This is a genomic window from Vreelandella mediterranea, from assembly GCF_970647075.1.
Genome location: NZ_OZ310198.1, coordinates 90,706 through 108,162 on the forward strand (window position 1 = coordinate 90,706; position 17,457 = coordinate 108,162).

Genomic DNA, 17,457 nt, shown 5'->3' on the forward strand with positions numbered 1-17,457 from the left:
ACACCGCTTTTCGCCGTTTAGCGCAGTTGGCTCTCATGCTATTGATTGTAACCGCCGCTGGGTGTGCACAGATTCCTCGTGCTTCGGTCGTCGGCGAGCAGGAACAGATCAATATTGTGGACCGGCCGCCGGCGGTGGCCAACGGTTCGATCTACCAGTCGCGCCGTGGCTATCAGCCGCTCTTCGAGGATCGCCGCCCTCGGGCGATCGGCGATATCCTGACCATCGTGCTCAACGAGCAGGTCAGCGCGAGCCAGACCTCGCAGTCGAGCGCTAACCGCAGCGGCTCGGCTTCGCTCGATTTGGCTCAGATTCCCGATATCATCGACTTTCTGGAAGATTATGGTTTCGATGTCGCCAGTGACAATATTTTCTCTGGCAGCGGCGCTACCCAAGCGAACAACACCATGACCGGTACGATCACGGTTTCGGTACTGGAAGTGCTTAATAACGGCAACCTGCGGGTACGCGGGGAAAAGCAGATCGCGATCAACCAGGGGACCGAGTTCATCCGCTTCTCCGGGGTCGTTAACCCACAAACGGTGACGGCGGCCAACACGGTGCCTTCCAACCAGGTAGCCGATGCGCGCATCGAGTACGTGGGCGATGGCTATATCAACGAGGCGCAGCACATGGGTTGGTTGCAGCGCTTCTTCCTTAACGTCTCGCCGTTCTAGGCGCTCGAGAAGAGAGTTGTGATGACTTCAAGGTTACACGTCAAGCGCTGGATTCAGGCGATGGCTCTGATAGCGCTCTGTCTGGTTGCAAGCAACGCCTTTGCCGAACGCGTACGCGAGCTTGCCAATTTCGCCGGTGTGCGAGACAACCAGCTCGTCGGCTATGGCCTGGTCGTGGGTCTCGATAACACCGGTGACCAGACCACCCAGGCGCCGTTTACCAGCCAGAGTTTGACCAATATGCTCTCGCAGCTTGGCGTTAGCGTGCCGCCGGGCACCAATTTGCAGCTGCGTAACGTAGCGGCGGTCATGGTCACCGCCGATCTGCCGCCGTTTGCTCGCCCGGGTCAGCGTCTGGACATCGTCGTCTCGTCGATTGCCAACGCCCGTAGCCTGCGCGGCGGCACGCTGTTGATGACGCCCCTGAAAGGCGCCGACGGCGATACCTACGCGATTGCCCAGGGCAATATGCTGGTCGGCGGGGCGGGCGCTCAGGCGGGCGGCAGCAGCGTGCAGATCAACCAGCAGGCCGCCGGGCGCATTCCTAATGGTGCCCTGGTCGAGCGCGAAGTAGCGCTCAACCTAGGCGGCAATGGCGGGCTTTTGGAGCTCCAGCTCAATGATTCCGACTTTGGCACCGTGCAGCGCATGGTGACGGCGATCAACAACGAATTCGGCCAGTCGGTGGCCTACGCGCGTAATGGGCGCGTCATTGCTCTGGATGGCCCCATGGACGCCAACCTGCGGGTAAATTTCATGGCCCGGGTGGAAAACGTCGAGCTCACACCCATGGACGCCCCGGCGCGGGTGGTGCTTAACTCGCGTACCGGCTCGCTGGTCATGAACAGCGCCGTCACGCTGCGCCAGGCGGCGGTTGCCCACGGTAATCTCTCCATCATGATCGATTCGCAGTTCGGTGTTAGCCAGCCAGCGCCTTTTGGCCAGGGTGAGACCGTGGTGGTACCCAATGCGGATATCGATATCGAGCAGCAAGAGGCCTACCTGCAGATCGTCGAAGGTGCTCAGCTCAACGACGTGGTCAACGCCTTGAACGCACTGGGCGCCACGCCCCAGGACTTGATGTCGATTCTGGAGGCGCTAAAAGCCTCCGGGTCGCTGCGCGCCGAGCTCGAGGTGATCTGATGAGTGTCAACAGCATGGCCAACCAGCTCGCCTTCGATATGAACGGCTTTCAGCGCATGCAGCACAACGCCCGGGTCGACCCGGAAGAGGGCGCCTACAGCGCTGCCCAGCAGTTCGAAGCGCTGTTCGTGCAGATGATGATGAAAAGCATGCGCGAAGCGATTCCCTCCTCTGGATTGATGAGCAGCAGTACGACCGACACCTATCAGCAAATGCTCGATCAACAGTGGTCCCAGGTCATTGCCGATAAAGGTATGGGCCTGGCCGACGTACTGTACGAGCAGCTCCAGCGCCAGGGCGCTATCAAGGGCACTGCTCAAGGCGACGATGAGACTCAGGCGCTGATTGCCGGTATCCCGCGGGGTACGCCGCGCGTGCTGGATGACCCGCTACAGCCCCCAGGCCCGGACGGCCAAGCGAGCGGGCGCTTCTTGAGCGAACTCGAAGCGATCCGCCAGGGCCAGGTTGCGCCACAAGCGAGCGCCGAGTCGCGTGGTAACGCGCCCGCCGCCGCGGCCAACGCGCCCATGACGGCGCCGGTGATCAACCCCAACGCGCCGGATCACGTGAAGCGGTTCATGGCCACGCTTTCTGAGCCTGCCCAGGCCGCCAGCCGGGCGAGTGGCGTTCCCGCCGAGCTGATTCTGGCTCAGGCCGCGCTTGAGACTGGCTGGGGCCGACACGAAATCGCAACCCACGAAGGGCGCAACAGCCATAACCTGTTCGGCATCAAGGCAGGTAGCCATTGGAAGGGCAATACCACCGATATCACGACCCACGAATATCTCAACGGTCAGCGCACCCAGATGGTGGACACGTTTAGAGTCTATGACTCCTTCGAGCACGCCTTTACCGACTATGCCAACTTGATTGGTAAAAACCCGCGCTACGCTGGTGTCGTCGAGGCGCAAAATGCCGAGCAGGCCGCCCGTGAGCTACAGCGTGGCGGCTACGCCACCGACCCGCGCTACGCCGATAAGCTCGTCGCCATCATGAACACCATGGGGCCGCTGCCCACCGGGCCGGCGTTTTTGGCCGACGCACGTTAACGTCATTCAAGTTGTGCACCGCGCTGCCGATAAATGAGTATCAGCTTGAGGATTTGAACCATGAGCATGTTTTCAACGGGCTTAAGTGGCCTGAATACAGCGCAGAGAGCGCTCGGCGCGACCAGTAACAATATCAGCAACCTGTTTACGCCCGGCTATAATCGCGAGTTGCCCAAGCTCAGTGAAGGCAACGTGGGCGGCGGCGTCCGCGTGGACGCCATCGAGCGCCAGTTCAACACGTACGTGGCTAACCAGCTCAATAACGCCAAGACCCAGTCCAGCGCGTTGGAGACCTATGCGGGGCAAATATCGCAGATCGATAACCTGCTGGCTGACCGCGAAGCGGGCCTTTCGCCGCTGATACAGGATTTTTTCTCTTCCCTTGAAGATCTGGCCAGTGCGCCGTCAGACCCCGCTTCTCGTCAAGGCGTGATGGGGACGGCGGATACGTTGAGCGCCCAGTTCCGCTCCTTCGATGGCTATTTGCAGGATATGCAGGACAACATCAATAGCCAAATAAAGGATGAAGTTACCCAGATCAACAACACCGTCGAGCAAATTGCCAGCTTCAATAGGGAGATTTCCTTGGCGCGGGCGCGCTCCGGTGAGGCTCCCAATAGTTTGCTCAACCAGCGTGACCAACTAATATCCGAGCTCAATGAGCGTATGGATCTGCGCCTGGATGTTCAAGACGGTAAAACCTATAACGTCAGCCTGCCCAATGGACAGCCGCTGGTGACCGGCACGTCGAGCTTTAGGCTCGAAGCCGTTCAGGCCGACAATGATCCAGAACGTACGGTAGTGGGCTACCGTGACGGCGCGGGTAGCACCATTCAACTAAGTGAATCCTCCATCAAGGGGGGCTCGCTTGGTGGGCTGATGAGTTTCCGCGGCGAAACCCTGGACAAAACCCAAAATCAGATTGGCCAGCTGGCCGTATCGCTCTCGGTAGCATTCAATGAGCAGCACAAGGAGGGCGTGGATCTAAAGGGTGAACAGGGAGGCGACTTTTTCTCCCTGCGCGAACCACAAGCCTATGCGAACCTGAAAAACAAGGGTGATGCTGAGGTGGCGTCGATAACGTTCGACGTTAGCAATATCGATCAGCTTAGGGCAACGGACTATACCGTGCGTTTCGACGATGGCCAGCCAAGCGTTACGCGTAAGGGTAGCGGCAGTGCCGTAGAGTTCGATCAGGCGGCCTGGGATGCGGGACAAGGGCTAAAGTTTGGTGGTCTCAGCATAGAGTTCGATGGCGCTCCACGAACGGGTGATCGCTTCGAAATCCAGCCCGTACGCCGGGCGGGGGCGGGCATGGAAACAGCGTTTGATGACCCGAGCAAAATTGCGGCAGGCACCGAAGGCTCCGCTGGCGATAACCGCAATGCGCTGGCGCTGCAGGATCTGCAAAGTGACAGGAGCGTGGTAGGCGGTAGCGCGTCGCTCAGTGGCGCCTACGGAGCGATGGTGTCCGATGTGGGTAATCGCACCAACATTACCCAGGTGAATCTGGATGCCCGCCAGGGGCTGACCGACCAGCTGCGCGCGGTGCAGCAGTCCGAATCCGGCGTCAACCTGAATGAAGAGGCGGCCAACTTGATTCGCTACCAGCAGTTCTACGCGGCTAACGCACGAGTGATCGATACCGCTGGCACCCTGTTGGATACCATTCTGAATCTGCGGAGCTAGGGGAGATACCTACTATGCGTATAAGCACCGTTACCATGTACGAACAAAGCTCGGCCTCCATCAACCGCCAGCAAAGCGATTTTTTGAAGGTGAGCCAGCAGCTTGCCAGCGGCCGCCGGGTGGTCAACCCCTCCGACGACCCGCAGGCCGCCTCACGTTCGGTCGGCGTTGCCCAGTCCATGGCGATGACCGAGCAGTTCACGGACTCCCGCGTATCGGCGCGCAACTCGCTGTCGCAATCCGAGAGCGTCCTTAATAGCGTGGTCGAAGCGATCACCAGCGCCAAAGGGCTGATGATTCAAGCTTCCAACGATACGCTCACTGATACCAACCGCGAGTCGATTGCAAGCGAGCTGCGTGGCGTCTACGAAACCTTGATCGGTCAGGCCAACTCGGCCGACGGCAACGGCCGCTATCTTTTCGGTGGCTACGCGGACGATAAGCCCCCCTTCGAGAAAAATGAAAATGGCGGCGTATCCTACGTTGGCGGCACTGAGAACCGTGAACAGCGCATCGATTCCTCGCGCCGTATGTCGGTCACCATGACCGGCGACGAGATTTTCAAACAGGTAACTAACGGCGCAAAGGAGACGGGAGCCGCCCCTGACCTTTTTCGCACGATCGAAAATGCGCTGAGCGTACTCGAGAGCCCGACTCCGAGCGAGGAGCTGCACAGCACGCTCAAGGCCTCGATGAATGAACTCGATAATGCCTTTGATAACGTATCAATGAAAATCGCCTCGGCCGGCGCTCGGCTAAACGAGCTGGACGTGGTCGACTCGGTTGCCAGTAACCGCATGTTGAACTACACGCAAACGATGTCTGATTTGGTTGATCTGGATATGGTCGAGGCGATTTCCGAGTACAGCATGCGTCAGGTCGGTATGCAGGCCGCCCAGCGTACCTTCGTGGATATGAGCAGCATGTCGCTATTCGACTACCTGTAAGCTGTAAACCGCTTTTTTGATGCAGGTTTTTAGCCGCCCTTTAGGGCGGCTTTTTTACAGGCCCGCCATGGTCTCGATCAGGCTCTGCATGAAGTTGATGCCCTGGCTAAATAGCGGCTGCAAAAAGCGCCCGATATCGGTCATTAGCACCATCAATAGCACCAACCCTACCGTTAGCGAGGTAGGAAAGCCGATATTGAAGACGGTGAGCTGAGGGGCCGAGCGGTTGAGGATGCCCAGCGACAAGCTGATGATGAGCAGAGACGCCACCAATGGCAGCGCCAGCAACATACCCGAGGCGAAAATCGTCCCGGCGTAGCGGGCCAGCAGCTCAAAAGCGTTGGGGTTTAGGCCACCCAGCCCGACGGGCAGGGTTTGAAAGCTCATGATCAGGGTTTCCAGCACCATGAGATGGGCGTTCAGCGCTAGAAACATGAGCAGCGTGATCATATAGAGAATGCGCGAAAGCACCATGATGTTGGTGCCGCTGGACGGGTCGAAAAAGCTGGCGAACGCCAGACCCATCTGCAAACCGATGAACTCTCCCGAGGCCTGTACCACGGCAAAGATGATGTGCATGACCAGCCCCATGGCCAGGCCCACCAGAAGCTGTTCGATCATGATCCCAAGGCTTGCCCAGGAAAAGATCGCTACCTCGGGCATGGGCGGAAGGACGGGGGCGATCACGATGGAGACCAGCGCGGCCAGGCCTACCTTGACCTGATTGGGAATACTCGAATGCCCCCAGAGCGGGGCGATGGCCATAAAGCCGGTAATCCGCACGAAGGGCCAAAAAAAAGCCACAAGCCAGGCTTGAAGCTGGGTAAAGGTGATGTCGACCACCCTACATCACCATATTGGGAATATTGGTAAATAGCCGGTGGGTGTAGTCGGTAATCAGGCCAATCAGCCAGGGGCCCGCCAGTACCAGCACGGTAAAGACCGCCAGAATTTTGGGGATGAACGTCAGAGTCATCTCGTTGATCTGGGTGGCGGCCTGAAAAAGGCTGATGATGAGGCCCGTAAACAGCGCCGCCAGCAGTACCGGTGCGCCCATGAACAGGGTAAGACGCATTCCCTGGTAGGCCATGCTCATTACGATTTCGGGGGTCATGATCGCTCCTCTCGCTCGGGGGTCATCGAGGCGCTATAGCATGTAAAAGCTTTGCGCCAGTGAGCCAATCAACAGCTGCCAGCCGTCCACCAGCACGAACAACATCAGTTTGAACGGCAGCGAAATCGTCACCGGCGGTACCATCATCATCCCGAGTGCCATCAGCGTGCTGGCCACGACCAGGTCGATGATCAAAAACGGGATGAAAATCGTAAAGCCGATTTGAAAGGCGGTTTTCAATTCGCTGGTGACAAAGGCAGGCAGCAGTACCCGTATGGGCAGATCCTCGGGACCCTGCATGGGGCCGACATCTGCCAAACGCGCGAACAGCGCCAGGTCCGGTTCCCGGGTCTGCGCCAACATGAATTCGCGAAAGGGCACCTGAGCGCGCACCAAAAACTCTTCGAAATTGATCGTCTCGTTGCTGAGCGGCTGCCAGGCCGTATCGTACACCTCGGAGATCACCGGCGACATGATGAAAAAGGTCAAAAATAGCGCGATACCCAATAGCACCTGGTTGGGCGGCGTAGACTGAGTGCCCATCGCCGTTCGCAACAAACTCAAAACGATAATGATGCGCGTAAAGCTGGTCATCATTAACAGCATGGCGGGTAAAAACGCCAGCGAACTCAAAAGTAGCAGCGTTTGTAACGAAAGTGACCACTGCTGGCCGCCATTCTCCAGCGGCTGTGAGATCAGCCCGGGCGGGAGCTGCTGGGCCTCGGCGGGCGAGACCAGGCTGGGGAGCAGCAAAATCAACAGCAAAAACGGCAGCGCGCCGAACAGTGCATAAGCGAGCCGCTCGCGAAGAGGGTACCGATAACGGGGCATGACGTCTCTCATGGCGATGGAGGGGGGCTTGACTCGGAGGAGGCGGGATCAGAACGGCGGCCCGAAATCGCCTTCGCCAGACGCTGGGAGAACCCGGCGGACACCTCCGTTTCGGGCACCTGGCGGTCGGTGGGGGCAGGGCGCTCGTGCAACTTGGTGATTTGCCCACCGCCAACGCCCACGACCAGCCAGGTATCCTCCACCTCGACCACCACGATGCGCTCGCGTCCGCCTACCGCTGTCGTGCCGACCACGCGCAGCCGCGCACCGCTATCGAAACGCTTTTGCTGTATACGCTTCAAAAGTGCCGTACACAGCAAAATGATGACCACCACCAGCGCCAACGCTGCGGCGGTTTTCCCCAGCGCTGCCATACCGACCAACGCATCCGAGCCCAGCGCATCGACCGAGCCTGGCTGGCTTGTGGACGTCGCGACGCTCATCGGTTGAGTTTGTGAATACGCTCGGAGGGGGTAATGATTTCGGTGATGCGGATACCGTACTTGTCCTCCACTACCACGACCTCCCCCTGGGCGATTAGATAGCCATTGATCAGAATATCCATCGGCTCGCCGGCCAACCCCTCGAGCTCGATGACCGAGCCCTGGGCAAGCTCCAAAAGCTGCTTGATGGTCAGTTTTGTCCGGCCGAGCTCAACGGTGAGCTTGACCGGAATATCCATGATCATTTCCAGGTCCCGGGAGACACTGGTGGCGCCTTCGCCGCTTAGCGGGCGGAAAATGTCTTCGCTTGCCGCCCTGGCGGCGGGCTGCGGCTCGTCTTCCGGGGCTTGTTCAGCGCTTTCTTGCTCGGCGGACTCCTGTTCGGCCATGGCGGCCGCCCAGGGGTCTTCTTCGCCGGCGGCGTCCGACTCGGGGACTTGCTCAGACATGGCGTTCGCCCAATCATCGTCGGAAACAGGTTGATCGGGTTTGTTAGGATCAGTCATGCGTTTGTTCCTTGGATTGGCGTCGCGGGCTTTTAATGAAGTCCAGGGACGCGGCGTTATTCATGGCACCGTGGTCGGTCACGCTGAGCACGCGCAGAGCGCGGTGCTGCTGCTGGCTTCCGTACTCGCACTCCATGACAGGCACGCCATCGACGCTGGCGGTAATGGTGCTGGGAATGTCCATGGGCAGTACATCGCCTTTTTTCAGCCCCATTACCTGGGCGATGCGGCTTGGGATCCGGGCAAACTCGGCAATCAGCTCGATTTCTGTCTGGCGCAGCTCGCTGGCCATGCGCCGCGACCAGGTGCCGTCGTGGTCGTGGTTGCTGTCGTTGATCGGGTTGGCAAGAAGATCCCGCAGCGGTTCGATCATGGCGTAGGGCATACAGATCTGAAAACTGCTGGAGAGGTTGCCTACTTCGATATTGAACTTGGTATTCACCACGATCTCGTTAGGCGAGTTGGTGATGTTGGCGAACTTGGCCTGTACCTCGGAGCGTAGGAAGTTGACCTCCAGCGGGTGGACGACCTTCCAGGCCTCCTGGTAGGCGTCGATGGCCAGATTGAGCAGGCGCTGAATAATGCGCTGCTCGGTATTAGTGAATTCGCGGCCGTCGGATTTGGTCACGAAGCGGCCGTCACCACCAAACAGGTTATCCACCACCATGAACACCAGGTTAGGCGGAAAGACGACCAGCGCCGAGCCGCGTAGCGGTTTCATGGAGACGATATTGAGGTTGGTGGGCACCGGTACGTTGCGCGAAAAATCGCTAAAACTTTGATAGCGAACCGATTCCACCGTGATATCGGCGCTTCTACGAATCAGGTTGAACAGCCCGTTTCTAAAGTAGCGGGCAAAACGTTCGTTGATGAAATCCAGCGCGTGCAGACGCTCCCGGATGACCCGGTGCTGGGTCGCCGGGTCGTAAGGACGAATGCGCTGATCATCTTTTGAAGGAGAGGAGGAGGTGCTTGCTGGCTCCTCATCTCCACTGACGCCTTTCAACAAGGCATCGATTTCTTCCTGGGACAGTAGATCGTCCTGTGACATGAACGGCTCCCGCGCCCGAGGTTATTGCACGATAAAATCGGTAAACAGCACTTCCTGCAGATCAAGCGGCGGCTGGTTTTCCGTTAGTGGAACGGTGAGCCGGCTGATAATCGCTTGGGCAAGCGCCTCCTTACCTTCGATAGACGTTAATTCACTGGCCTGCTTGCCGGACAACAAAATCAGCAAGCGGCTGCGTACCTGGGGCATGTGCTCTTCGATGATGGCTTTGCTCTGCTCACCGCCGACGCGCAGCGTAATGCCGGTATACAGCAGGCGTGAACCGTAGTTGTCGTCCGCCAGGTTCACCGTAAAGGGCTCGATACGTGTGAAAACCGGCGGCTCTGGTTCGGCGACCACTTCGGTCTGGCCCGCCTCATCGTCGCTTGAGCCGCCCAGCACCATGTAAACAGCGGCCGCGGCACCGAGCGCCGACAGGACGACCAGCACGATCATTATATAAAGCAGTTTCTTGGATCCACCGCTTGCTTCTGCCATTGACTGTTCCCATGATCCTTGCGTATGACGAATGCCATGCATTATGCCTAATGAGCCAGCCGCTTAGTAAATGAACAGACTCTCCAGGAGAGCCTATCTTTTGGCTTAGCTTTTTAAGGCGTTGAGATGGTGACTGCCCCGCGGGGCCCACCATCACGCGTAGAGGTCGACTCGCCCATCCAGCGTCAGGCGCACCGGTGTGGCCAGGCCTGCGTCGATGCCCTCCAGTCCACCCTCGGCGGCGTCGCCGCCGCCTCGAGTCGAAGCGCCATTCGCCTGGGCGAAGGCTTGCTCGTTAGGTTGACCGTGTTCACCGACCGAGGTCTCGCCCAGCGAGATTCCCTGGGCGGCCAGCGCTTCGCGCAGTTGAGGGATCGCCTGCTCGACGACCTGACGAACCTGGGCGTGCGCCGAGAAAAACTGTGCCTGGGTGCCGTGTTCGCTCACTTTCAGCGAGATCGAAAGCGGCCCCAATTCTGACGGGTGTAGCTCGAGCTTGACGTGCTGCTCGCCGCCGCGCTGGGTCAGCTGAATCAGCTGTTGGCCCAGTTTTTCAGGAAACGCGGCACTTGTGACCGGTGCGTTGATGGCCGTGATGGCACTGCCAGGCGTTGCGACTGGTGCGCCGCCAGGGGCAGCTCCCAGGCCTGCCTGCTCGGCGCCCGTCGAAGCGGCCGGTGCCGAAGCGTTTTGTAACAGGCTCGCCGTGGCTGCTGGCATCGCATCGCTGCGGGCTACCAATGGTGCCGGGGTAAGACCGCCATCAGGGGCGTCGGTCAGGGTCGTTGCGGCTGTGTAGAGCGAAGCCGGCCCCTGAGCGCTCCAGGTCGGCCGTGCTTCACCCGAGGCCGAGGTTGCCCATCTGGCGGTCGGATTGGCCTCGGCGCGCAAAGCGTTAGCGGCGTTCAACACTTGGCTTGCCGCCTCACTCAGTGCAAAGGTCGCCGGTGTTGCGCTATTGAGCTGCGCCGTATCGGCTACGCCTGGCTCAGCGGCTTGCGCTGGCGTTTCGGCAAACGCCGCCATCAGCGCCAGGCGCGCCTGCACTTCGTCCAACGGGGCATCGGCCCACTCCTGCTTTTCCACACCGTCAGCTGGCCCGGACAGGGGCGCTGTATCGGTGAAGGTAAGCGGTGCCATCATCGGGTTTTCGTCAGCGGACGCGGAAGCGTTAAGTCTGGCGAACATGTTTTCCAGGGTCTCGAGACGCTGACCGCTGGGTACATCGGCCGCCAATGCTTGGCCGGTGGCGTTAAAAAGCGCGCTCAAGGAGGCGTCATCGAGCGTGCCGGCCTCGATACCCAGTGCTGTCAGGGCTTCGCGAAAGGTGTCGAGCGCCGCCGCGTCCTGCGGCTGAGACTGGCCGGCTGAAGGCGTGGCTGCGAGCGTATCAAGCGCCTGACGTAGCGCCGTTTCATCGAGGGCCTCTGCGTCCACGCCCAGCGCGCTCAGCGCATCACGAAAGACGTCGAGTGCCACCGCATCCTGGGGCTGAGACTGGCCGGCTAAAGGCGCAGCTGCGCGGGTGTCCAGCGCCTGGCGTAGCGCGGTTTCATCGAGTGCATCTCCGTCCACGCCTAGCGCGCTCATCGCATCGCGCAAGTCCGCGAGCATGCCCTGTGGCAACGTTTTCTGCTGACCGGACAGCGTGCTGATAGCGGTTTCATCCAGCGTATCGGGTTCGACGCCCAACGCGGCCAACGCGGCGCGAAAGTGCTCCTGGGCTGGCGCTTGCGACTGACCGCTGGTGCGAGACGTATCCGCGCGGGTATCGAATGCTTGGCGCAGCGCCGTTTGAAAGCCTTCGGAAGCACCGGACGACGGCTTGGTGCCGGACGTGGTGGTGAGCGCACCGCGCAGACCCTGGCTTGAGAGGCCCGAGCTAGAGAGGTCCTGGCTGGTGTGTAGCAGTAGCGACATAGTCATGGTGTTGAAATCCTCGCGCGCATTACTGCGAACTGTCCGGTGAACGGCGGGCGGTCTGGGACGTTACGAACTCGTCGTTGGCTTTCTGGTCGGCCCGCTCCTGGCGGCGGTGCTCTTCGAGAAGCCGCCGCGATGCCAGGGTGTCGTAGGAGGAGAGCTTACGCTGTTCCTGCTGCCAGTGCTGCTGACTTTGTTGAACGCGTTTTTGCTGGGCGGTAAGCGCTTGACGGGCGCGGCTGAGCGCGGCGTCGAGCGAGGCCAAGAACTGCTGATAGTTGAACATGGTCGCCGGGTCGATACCGTCGCGCATGGCCATTTGTAGGCGCTCGGCGTACTCGGCACGGTAGCGGCTGAGCGACTCGAGCTGCGCCTGGGTTTGGTGCTGGCTCTGGCGCTCTTCGGCCAATAGCTTACCCGCTTGGTCGCGAGCGTCCCGGGCCAGATTGGTTAAAATGTCGAGCTGTGAATGCTGCATATTAGCCTCCCACCAACTGCGCTAGTGCCTGTCTTGACTCTTCAAGTGTGGCGCGCTCTTCGATACTTTGCTGCAAAAAGCGCTCGAGCTCTGGAAACAGGTTGACCGCCTCGTCCAGCCGAGGGTCGTGCCCGGGGCTATACGCCCCTACGCTGATCAAATCGCGATTGCGCTGATAGCGTGAAAAAATCTGCTTAAAGGTCCGTGCCCGTTTGATCTGTTCGTCCGTCGCGACGGCGTTCATGGCCCGGCTGATCGACGCCTCGATATCGATGGCTGGGTAGTGTCCCGCCTCTGCCAGGCTGCGCGACAGCACGATATGGCCATCCAAAATCGCCCGGGCCGAGTCGGCGATGGGATCCTGCTGGTCATCGCCTTCGGTCAAAACGGTGTAAAACGCCGTGATCGAACCGCCGCCGCGTTCGGCGTTACCCGCGCGCTCGACCAGCCCCGGGAGCTTGGCGAACACCGAGGGTGGATAACCCTTGGTCGCCGGCGGCTCGCCGATGGCCAGCGCGATTTCACGCTGGGCCATGGCGTAACGGGTCAATGAGTCCATAATCAGCAACACGTTGCGCCCGCTGTCGCGAAATCCTTCGGCCAGGCGTGTGGCGTAGGAGGCGCCCTGCAGACGTTGAAGCGGCGAGGTGTCCGCCGGGGCGGCCACGACCACTGCGCGGCGGCGCCCCTCCGGGCCTAAAATATTGTCGATGAAATCCTGTACTTCGCGGCCGCGCTCGCCGATCAGCCCGACCACGATAACATCGGCCTGGGTGTAGCGCGCCATCATGCCCAGCAGCACCGATTTGCCCACACCGGAGCCTGCGAAAAGCCCCATGCGCTGGCCCTTGCCAACGCTTAACAGCGCGTTGATGGCGCGAATACCGACATCGATCGGGGTGTCGATCGGCGCGCGCGACAGCGGGTTGAGCGGCGCGGTATGCAGCGTCGCCCGGGCGACCTCGTCGATGCCTTCGCGGTCATCCAGGGGGTTGCCGTTACCGTCGAGCACCCGGCCCAGAAGCTCATCGCCAATGGGAAAGCGCCGCGCGCTATGGCCGCTACCATCGACCAGCGGCGAAACACGCGCACCGGGCATGAGGCCTGAAATCTGTTCGAGCGGCATCAAAAAGAGCTTTTCGCCGGAAAACCCTACCACTTCGGCTTCCGCATGCGCCTCGCTGTCGTTGACTCGTCCGTCCATGCTGGGCAGTTCGATGCGGCACGCGCTGCCTACCGCCACGCGCAGCCCCACGACCTCGATCACCATGCCGGTCGCGCGCACTACCCGGCCGCTACGCCGGTAGTGGGGGAGCTGGCTTACCCGGCGCGAGGTCCGCGTGAGCGCCTTGCGCCAGTGCTGCGAGTGAGTATGGGTGGCGGCGCTGTTCATGCGCTGTCCCCGGCGGTATCCGCGGGTTTATTGCGCCTGCGCATCTGGGAGGTGATGGCCTGCCAGCGACTCTCGAAGGTTGCATCGAGCTCCCCTTGGGCACTGGTCACCCGGCATCCGCCGCGGGCAAGCTGGTCGTCGGGCTGCAGCGCCCACCCGGCCGCGCTTAGCTCGACGCCTAGCCGCTCTTCTACAAGCGCGTGGTCATCGGGGTTGAGCCACAGGCGCTGCTGGCCGGTGAGCGGCGGCTCGGTATGTAAAAGCTCGCGCACCAGTTGAAGAATCTGTTCGGGCTGTTCGGCCAGCGCGTCGAGGGCGAGCTGGCGCCCGGTCATCATGGCAAGCTCGACCAAATCGTCGGCGATGGTATCGTCGATGCGCTCCAGGGCGTCAGCGAACTGTTTGGCCAGGTTTTCAAGCGGCTTGATGGCCTGATGGATCTGCTCGTCGAGGGTTTTTTGCGCCTCTGCGCGACCCTCGCTCAGGCCTTGCTCGAAACCCTCCTGATGGCCCTGGGCGAGACCGTCCTGATAACCCTGTTGTTCGGCTTCGCGGCGTACCCGTTCGTAAACGGCTTCACGCTCTTGCTCCTCGCGAAGACGTGCCTGTTCGGCGGCTTTTTGCGCGGCGGCGACTCGGCGCTGATAAGCGCTTGGCGAGGCGGCATGGTCATCACCTGCCTCGAAAGCGTGGCTCTGGAGCTCGTCCATCTGCCAGCGTTGCCACTGGCCGTGGCGGTCGAACTCGCTCGTGCGGCCGCTACACATACTCGTCGTCTCCGCCGGCCAGCACTATCTCGCCGGAGTCGGCCAGGCGGCGGACCACCTGCAAAATGGCTTTCTGCTCGGTTTCGACCTGAGAGACACGAATGGGGCCACGGGCCTCCATGTCTTCGCGCACCAAATCCGCGGCGCGTTGCGACATGTTGCGCAAAAACTTGTCCACCAAAGCCTCCTGAGCGCCCTTGAGGGCGATAACCAGCGAGTTGGTTTCGACTTCCTGGAGTACCATCTGAACCGCCCGGCTGTCCAGGTCGAGAAGATTTTCGAACAGGAACATCTCGTCGATGATTTTCTGCGCCAGGTCTTCGTTGTGGGCACGCACGGTATCGATCGCGCCCTCTTCCTGGGACGAGTTCATCAGGTTGAGAATTTCCGCTGCGGTTCTTACGCCGCCCATCTTGCTGCGCTTGAGGTTCTGACCATCCAGCATGCTGGTCAGCACTTCGGTCAACTCCTGGAGGGCGGCGGGCTGAACGCCGCTGAAGGTAGCAATCCGCAGCACGACGTCGTTACGCAGCTTCTCTTCGAAGAGCTCGAGAATGTCGGCGGCTTGATTGCGCTCCAGATGAATCAAGATCGTGGCGATGATCTGCGGATGCTCATCGCGGATCAGCTCGGACACCATCGAGGCTTCCATCAAGTTGAGCGCATCGATACCCGAATTGTTGCCGGTGCTCTCGAGAATGTCCTCGATCAGGCTCGAGGCGCGTTCGCTGCCCAGCGCCTTGGTCAATACCGAGCGAATATGGTCGCTCGAGTTGAGGTTCAGCGCCACGAACTCGTCGGTCTCGCGCTGGAAAGCCTCCAGCACGGCCTTCATGTCCTCGTGGGAAATCTGGTCGAGTCTGGCCATCTCGAGGCTGATCGCCTGTACCTCAGAGGCGTTTAAATACTTGAACACCTCTGCCGCGCTGTCTTCGTCCAGCGTGAGCAGGAGAATGGCGCTTTTACGGGCGCCGCCCATTTGTTCGATGGCGCTACTCATTGGCATTCATCCAGCTGCGAATAATCATGGCGACCATACGTGGGTCATCCTTGGCCATATCCTGCAGGTCTTTAAGGTTGTGCTCGTAAAGAGACGTTTTACGCCGGCGCTTGGGACGCTCCGCGTAGGTGTCGTCTTCTTCCGACTCCGAGCGCTCACCCTCTTCGCCAAGCCCGCCTTCACCCTCTTCTTCATCGCCAACGCTTGCGCGGAAAGTGCTACCGGGCGCCGCCGGTGCTGCAGCGGGAGGCGTCTGGGTATAGCGCTTGATCAGCGGGCGCAAAATGAGCAGATAAAGCAGCAGCGCGACAAGGGCGACCATCAGGTAGCGTCCAAGAGTCGTGGCAAGCGAAAGCGTTGCCGGGCGCTGCCACCAGACGGTGTCGTCTTCGATGTCGCTGGCGCGGACGAAGGGCGTATTGACCACTTCGATTTGATCGCCGCGGACCTCGGAGAAGCCCATCGCCTGCTGCACTAGCCGTTCCAGCTGCCCTACCTCTTCCGGCGTCAGGGCGACCTGCTCGGCTTCACCTTCGTCGTTGATCACGGTTCTGAAATTGACGACCACCGCGGCGGACAAGCGTTGAACCTGGCCGAGGCGCTGCTGAACGTGCTCGATGCTACGATCCACTTCGTAATTGACGACATCGTCCTGGCGCAGGTTCGAAAGCGCGTTTTCCGGGGGCTCTTCGCCATCCTCACCTTCGCCCTCCTGGTTGATGAACGAAGGCGCCGTACCTGGCGGCGTATTGCTCAGCGCGCCAGGAATACCGGTCGCCAGCGGATCTTCGCCATCGAAAGAGAGGCTTAACTGACGGCTTCTCACCGCCGCTTCGTTCGGCGGCTGGTTGGGCCCGTAGCGCTCGGAGGTTTGTTCGCGCCGCGAGAAGTCGATCTGAGCGGCGACCTGAGCGCGCACGTTATCGCTTCCCAAAATCGGCGTCAGGATGTTTTCGATACGCTGCTGATAGGAGCGCTCCACCTCGGAGATATAGGCGAGCTGAGTACCGTCCAGGTCGTTACCCTGGGAGGCTTTTGCCGAAAGCAGGCGGCCGTTTTGATCCACGACGGTCACGTCTTCGGCGGCAAGCTCGGGTACGCTGCTCGATACCATATGCACAATCGCGCTGACCTGGCCTTCACCGAGTACGCGCCCGGACAAAAGCGTGAGTACGACAGACGCCTTGGCCGGCTCACGGTCGCGAATAAAGACCGAAGGTTTGGCCAAAGAGAGGTGAACGCGCACCCGCTCCACCGGACCCAGGGACTCGATCGAGCGGGCAAGCTCACCTTCGAGCCCGCGCTGAAAGTTGACCTGCTCGGCAAACTGGCTGATCCCGAACGCTTGGTTGTCCATTAGCTCGAGCCCTTGATTGCCGCCCCGGGGAAGCCCCTGTTCGGCAAGCTGGAGTCTTAGCATGTGGACCTGATCGCTGGGCACCATAAGCGCTTGCCCGCTATCGCTGAAACGATAGGGAATAGCGCGGCTATCGAGCTCGGAGATGATCCGGCCGCCGTCCGCTTCGTCCAGGTTGCTGTAAAGCACCCGGTATTCAGGACTGCCCGCCCACATGAAAAGCGCAGCCACCAACGCGATAGACGCCGCGGCTGCCACGATTAAGACCACCAACGGGCTCGCGCGCATTTGCTGTTTCAAGCGCGTAAGCGTGGCGTTGTTTTTTAAACTCTCTGCCGTGTCGCCTCTGGAAGCGTTAGGGGTCGAGCTGGTTTGACGGCCTGCCGTAGCACCAGTCTCGCTCATGTATTCCTCCTGGAGGTTGAGCAAAGCTGGTCACGGCCCAAGCGCATCATCAATGAAAGCATAGGCTATACTCGTCAATCCCGGTAAGTCGTGAACACAGACGTTAAAATAGATAAACTGATGCGGAACTTTGATGTGCGCCATTATGCTTAGGCGTGTCGAGCGTGAACGAAGGAAAAGCTCAGCTTT

Annotated in this window: 18 protein-coding genes; 5 read left to right on the forward strand and 13 right to left on the reverse strand. The window is 60.3% G+C overall.

Annotation, left to right across the window (positions count from 1 at the left end; all coding sequences use genetic code 11):
• The first annotated feature begins 35 nt into the window (after positions 1–35).
• From ACWFVE_RS00415 to flgL, 5 genes are read left to right on the forward strand one after another with little or no spacing between them, the layout of a single operon-like run.
• Positions 36–677: a flagellar basal body L-ring protein FlgH gene (locus ACWFVE_RS00415; RefSeq protein WP_447527335.1), complete on the forward strand. Its 642-nt coding sequence runs from the start codon at positions 36–38 to the stop codon at positions 675–677.
• 60 nt (positions 678–737) lie between these two features.
• Positions 738–1,820 (forward strand): flagellar basal body P-ring protein FlgI, encoded by a 1,083-nt coding sequence (locus ACWFVE_RS00420; RefSeq protein ID WP_447530482.1) that lies wholly within the window; start codon positions 738–740, stop codon positions 1,818–1,820.
• Positions 1,820–2,869 carry a flagellar assembly peptidoglycan hydrolase FlgJ gene (gene flgJ / locus ACWFVE_RS00425; protein ID WP_447527336.1) on the forward strand — a complete coding sequence of 350 codons (1,050 nt, stop codon included), beginning with the start codon at positions 1,820–1,822 and terminating at the stop codon, positions 2,867–2,869. The genes ACWFVE_RS00420 and flgJ overlap by 1 nt, the downstream gene beginning before the upstream one ends.
• Before the next feature lie 60 nt (positions 2,870–2,929).
• Positions 2,930–4,558, forward strand: a complete 1,629-nt coding sequence (gene flgK, locus ACWFVE_RS00430) for a flagellar hook-associated protein FlgK (RefSeq protein ID WP_447527337.1) — start codon at positions 2,930–2,932, stop codon at positions 4,556–4,558.
• A gap of 14 nt (positions 4,559–4,572) precedes the next feature.
• Positions 4,573–5,505 carry a flagellar hook-associated protein FlgL gene (gene flgL / locus ACWFVE_RS00435; protein ID WP_447527338.1) on the forward strand — a complete coding sequence of 311 codons (933 nt, stop codon included), beginning with the start codon at positions 4,573–4,575 and terminating at the stop codon, positions 5,503–5,505.
• 54 nt (positions 5,506–5,559) lie between these two features.
• Here the strand turns inward: flgL and fliR are convergent, their stop codons facing one another.
• The 13 genes from fliR to fliF form a co-directional block, all read right to left on the reverse strand.
• A complete protein-coding gene (gene fliR / locus ACWFVE_RS00440) occupies positions 5,560–6,348 on the reverse strand; it encodes a flagellar biosynthetic protein FliR (RefSeq protein WP_447527339.1) in 789 nt (262 codons plus the stop codon).
• 1 nt (position 6,349) lies between these two features.
• A complete protein-coding gene (gene fliQ / locus ACWFVE_RS00445; RefSeq protein WP_447527340.1) occupies positions 6,350–6,619 on the reverse strand; it encodes a flagellar biosynthesis protein FliQ in 270 nt (89 codons plus the stop codon).
• A 33-nt stretch (positions 6,620–6,652) separates the two neighbouring features.
• A complete protein-coding gene (gene fliP / locus ACWFVE_RS00450; protein ID WP_447527341.1) occupies positions 6,653–7,450 on the reverse strand; it encodes a flagellar type III secretion system pore protein FliP in 798 nt (265 codons plus the stop codon).
• An 8-nt stretch (positions 7,451–7,458) separates the two neighbouring features.
• Positions 7,459–7,893 (reverse strand): flagellar biosynthetic protein FliO, encoded by a 435-nt coding sequence (gene fliO, locus ACWFVE_RS00455; protein WP_447527342.1) that lies wholly within the window; start codon positions 7,891–7,893, stop codon positions 7,459–7,461.
• A complete protein-coding gene (gene fliN / locus ACWFVE_RS00460) occupies positions 7,890–8,399 on the reverse strand; it encodes a flagellar motor switch protein FliN (RefSeq protein ID WP_447527343.1) in 510 nt (169 codons plus the stop codon). Before fliN ends, fliO begins: the two co-directional genes overlap by 4 nt.
• Positions 8,392–9,450 (reverse strand): flagellar motor switch protein FliM, encoded by a 1,059-nt coding sequence (gene fliM, locus ACWFVE_RS00465; protein ID WP_447527344.1) that lies wholly within the window; start codon positions 9,448–9,450, stop codon positions 8,392–8,394. The genes fliN and fliM overlap by 8 nt, the downstream gene beginning before the upstream one ends.
• Before the next feature lie 21 nt (positions 9,451–9,471).
• A complete protein-coding gene (fliL, locus tag ACWFVE_RS00470; protein WP_447527345.1) occupies positions 9,472–9,945 on the reverse strand; it encodes a flagellar basal body-associated protein FliL in 474 nt (157 codons plus the stop codon).
• A gap of 153 nt (positions 9,946–10,098) precedes the next feature.
• Positions 10,099–11,871 carry a flagellar hook-length control protein FliK gene (locus tag ACWFVE_RS00475; protein WP_447527346.1) on the reverse strand — a complete coding sequence of 591 codons (1,773 nt, stop codon included), beginning with the start codon at positions 11,869–11,871 and terminating at the stop codon, positions 10,099–10,101.
• 22 nt (positions 11,872–11,893) lie between these two features.
• Positions 11,894–12,346: a flagellar export protein FliJ gene (gene fliJ / locus ACWFVE_RS00480; RefSeq protein WP_447527347.1), complete on the reverse strand. Its 453-nt coding sequence runs from the start codon at positions 12,344–12,346 to the stop codon at positions 11,894–11,896.
• Between the two features lies 1 nt (position 12,347).
• Positions 12,348–13,739 carry a flagellar protein export ATPase FliI gene (fliI, locus tag ACWFVE_RS00485; RefSeq protein WP_447527348.1) on the reverse strand — a complete coding sequence of 464 codons (1,392 nt, stop codon included), beginning with the start codon at positions 13,737–13,739 and terminating at the stop codon, positions 12,348–12,350.
• Positions 13,736–14,506 carry a flagellar assembly protein FliH gene (locus ACWFVE_RS00490; RefSeq protein WP_447527349.1) on the reverse strand — a complete coding sequence of 257 codons (771 nt, stop codon included), beginning with the start codon at positions 14,504–14,506 and terminating at the stop codon, positions 13,736–13,738. The genes fliI and ACWFVE_RS00490 overlap by 4 nt, the downstream gene beginning before the upstream one ends.
• A complete protein-coding gene (fliG, locus tag ACWFVE_RS00495) occupies positions 14,499–15,506 on the reverse strand; it encodes a flagellar motor switch protein FliG (RefSeq protein WP_447527350.1) in 1,008 nt (335 codons plus the stop codon). Before fliG ends, ACWFVE_RS00490 begins: the two co-directional genes overlap by 8 nt.
• Positions 15,499–17,268 carry a flagellar basal-body MS-ring/collar protein FliF gene (gene fliF / locus ACWFVE_RS00500; RefSeq protein WP_447527351.1) on the reverse strand — a complete coding sequence of 590 codons (1,770 nt, stop codon included), beginning with the start codon at positions 17,266–17,268 and terminating at the stop codon, positions 15,499–15,501. The genes fliG and fliF overlap by 8 nt, the downstream gene beginning before the upstream one ends.
• Positions 17,269–17,457: the final 189 nt, after the last annotated feature.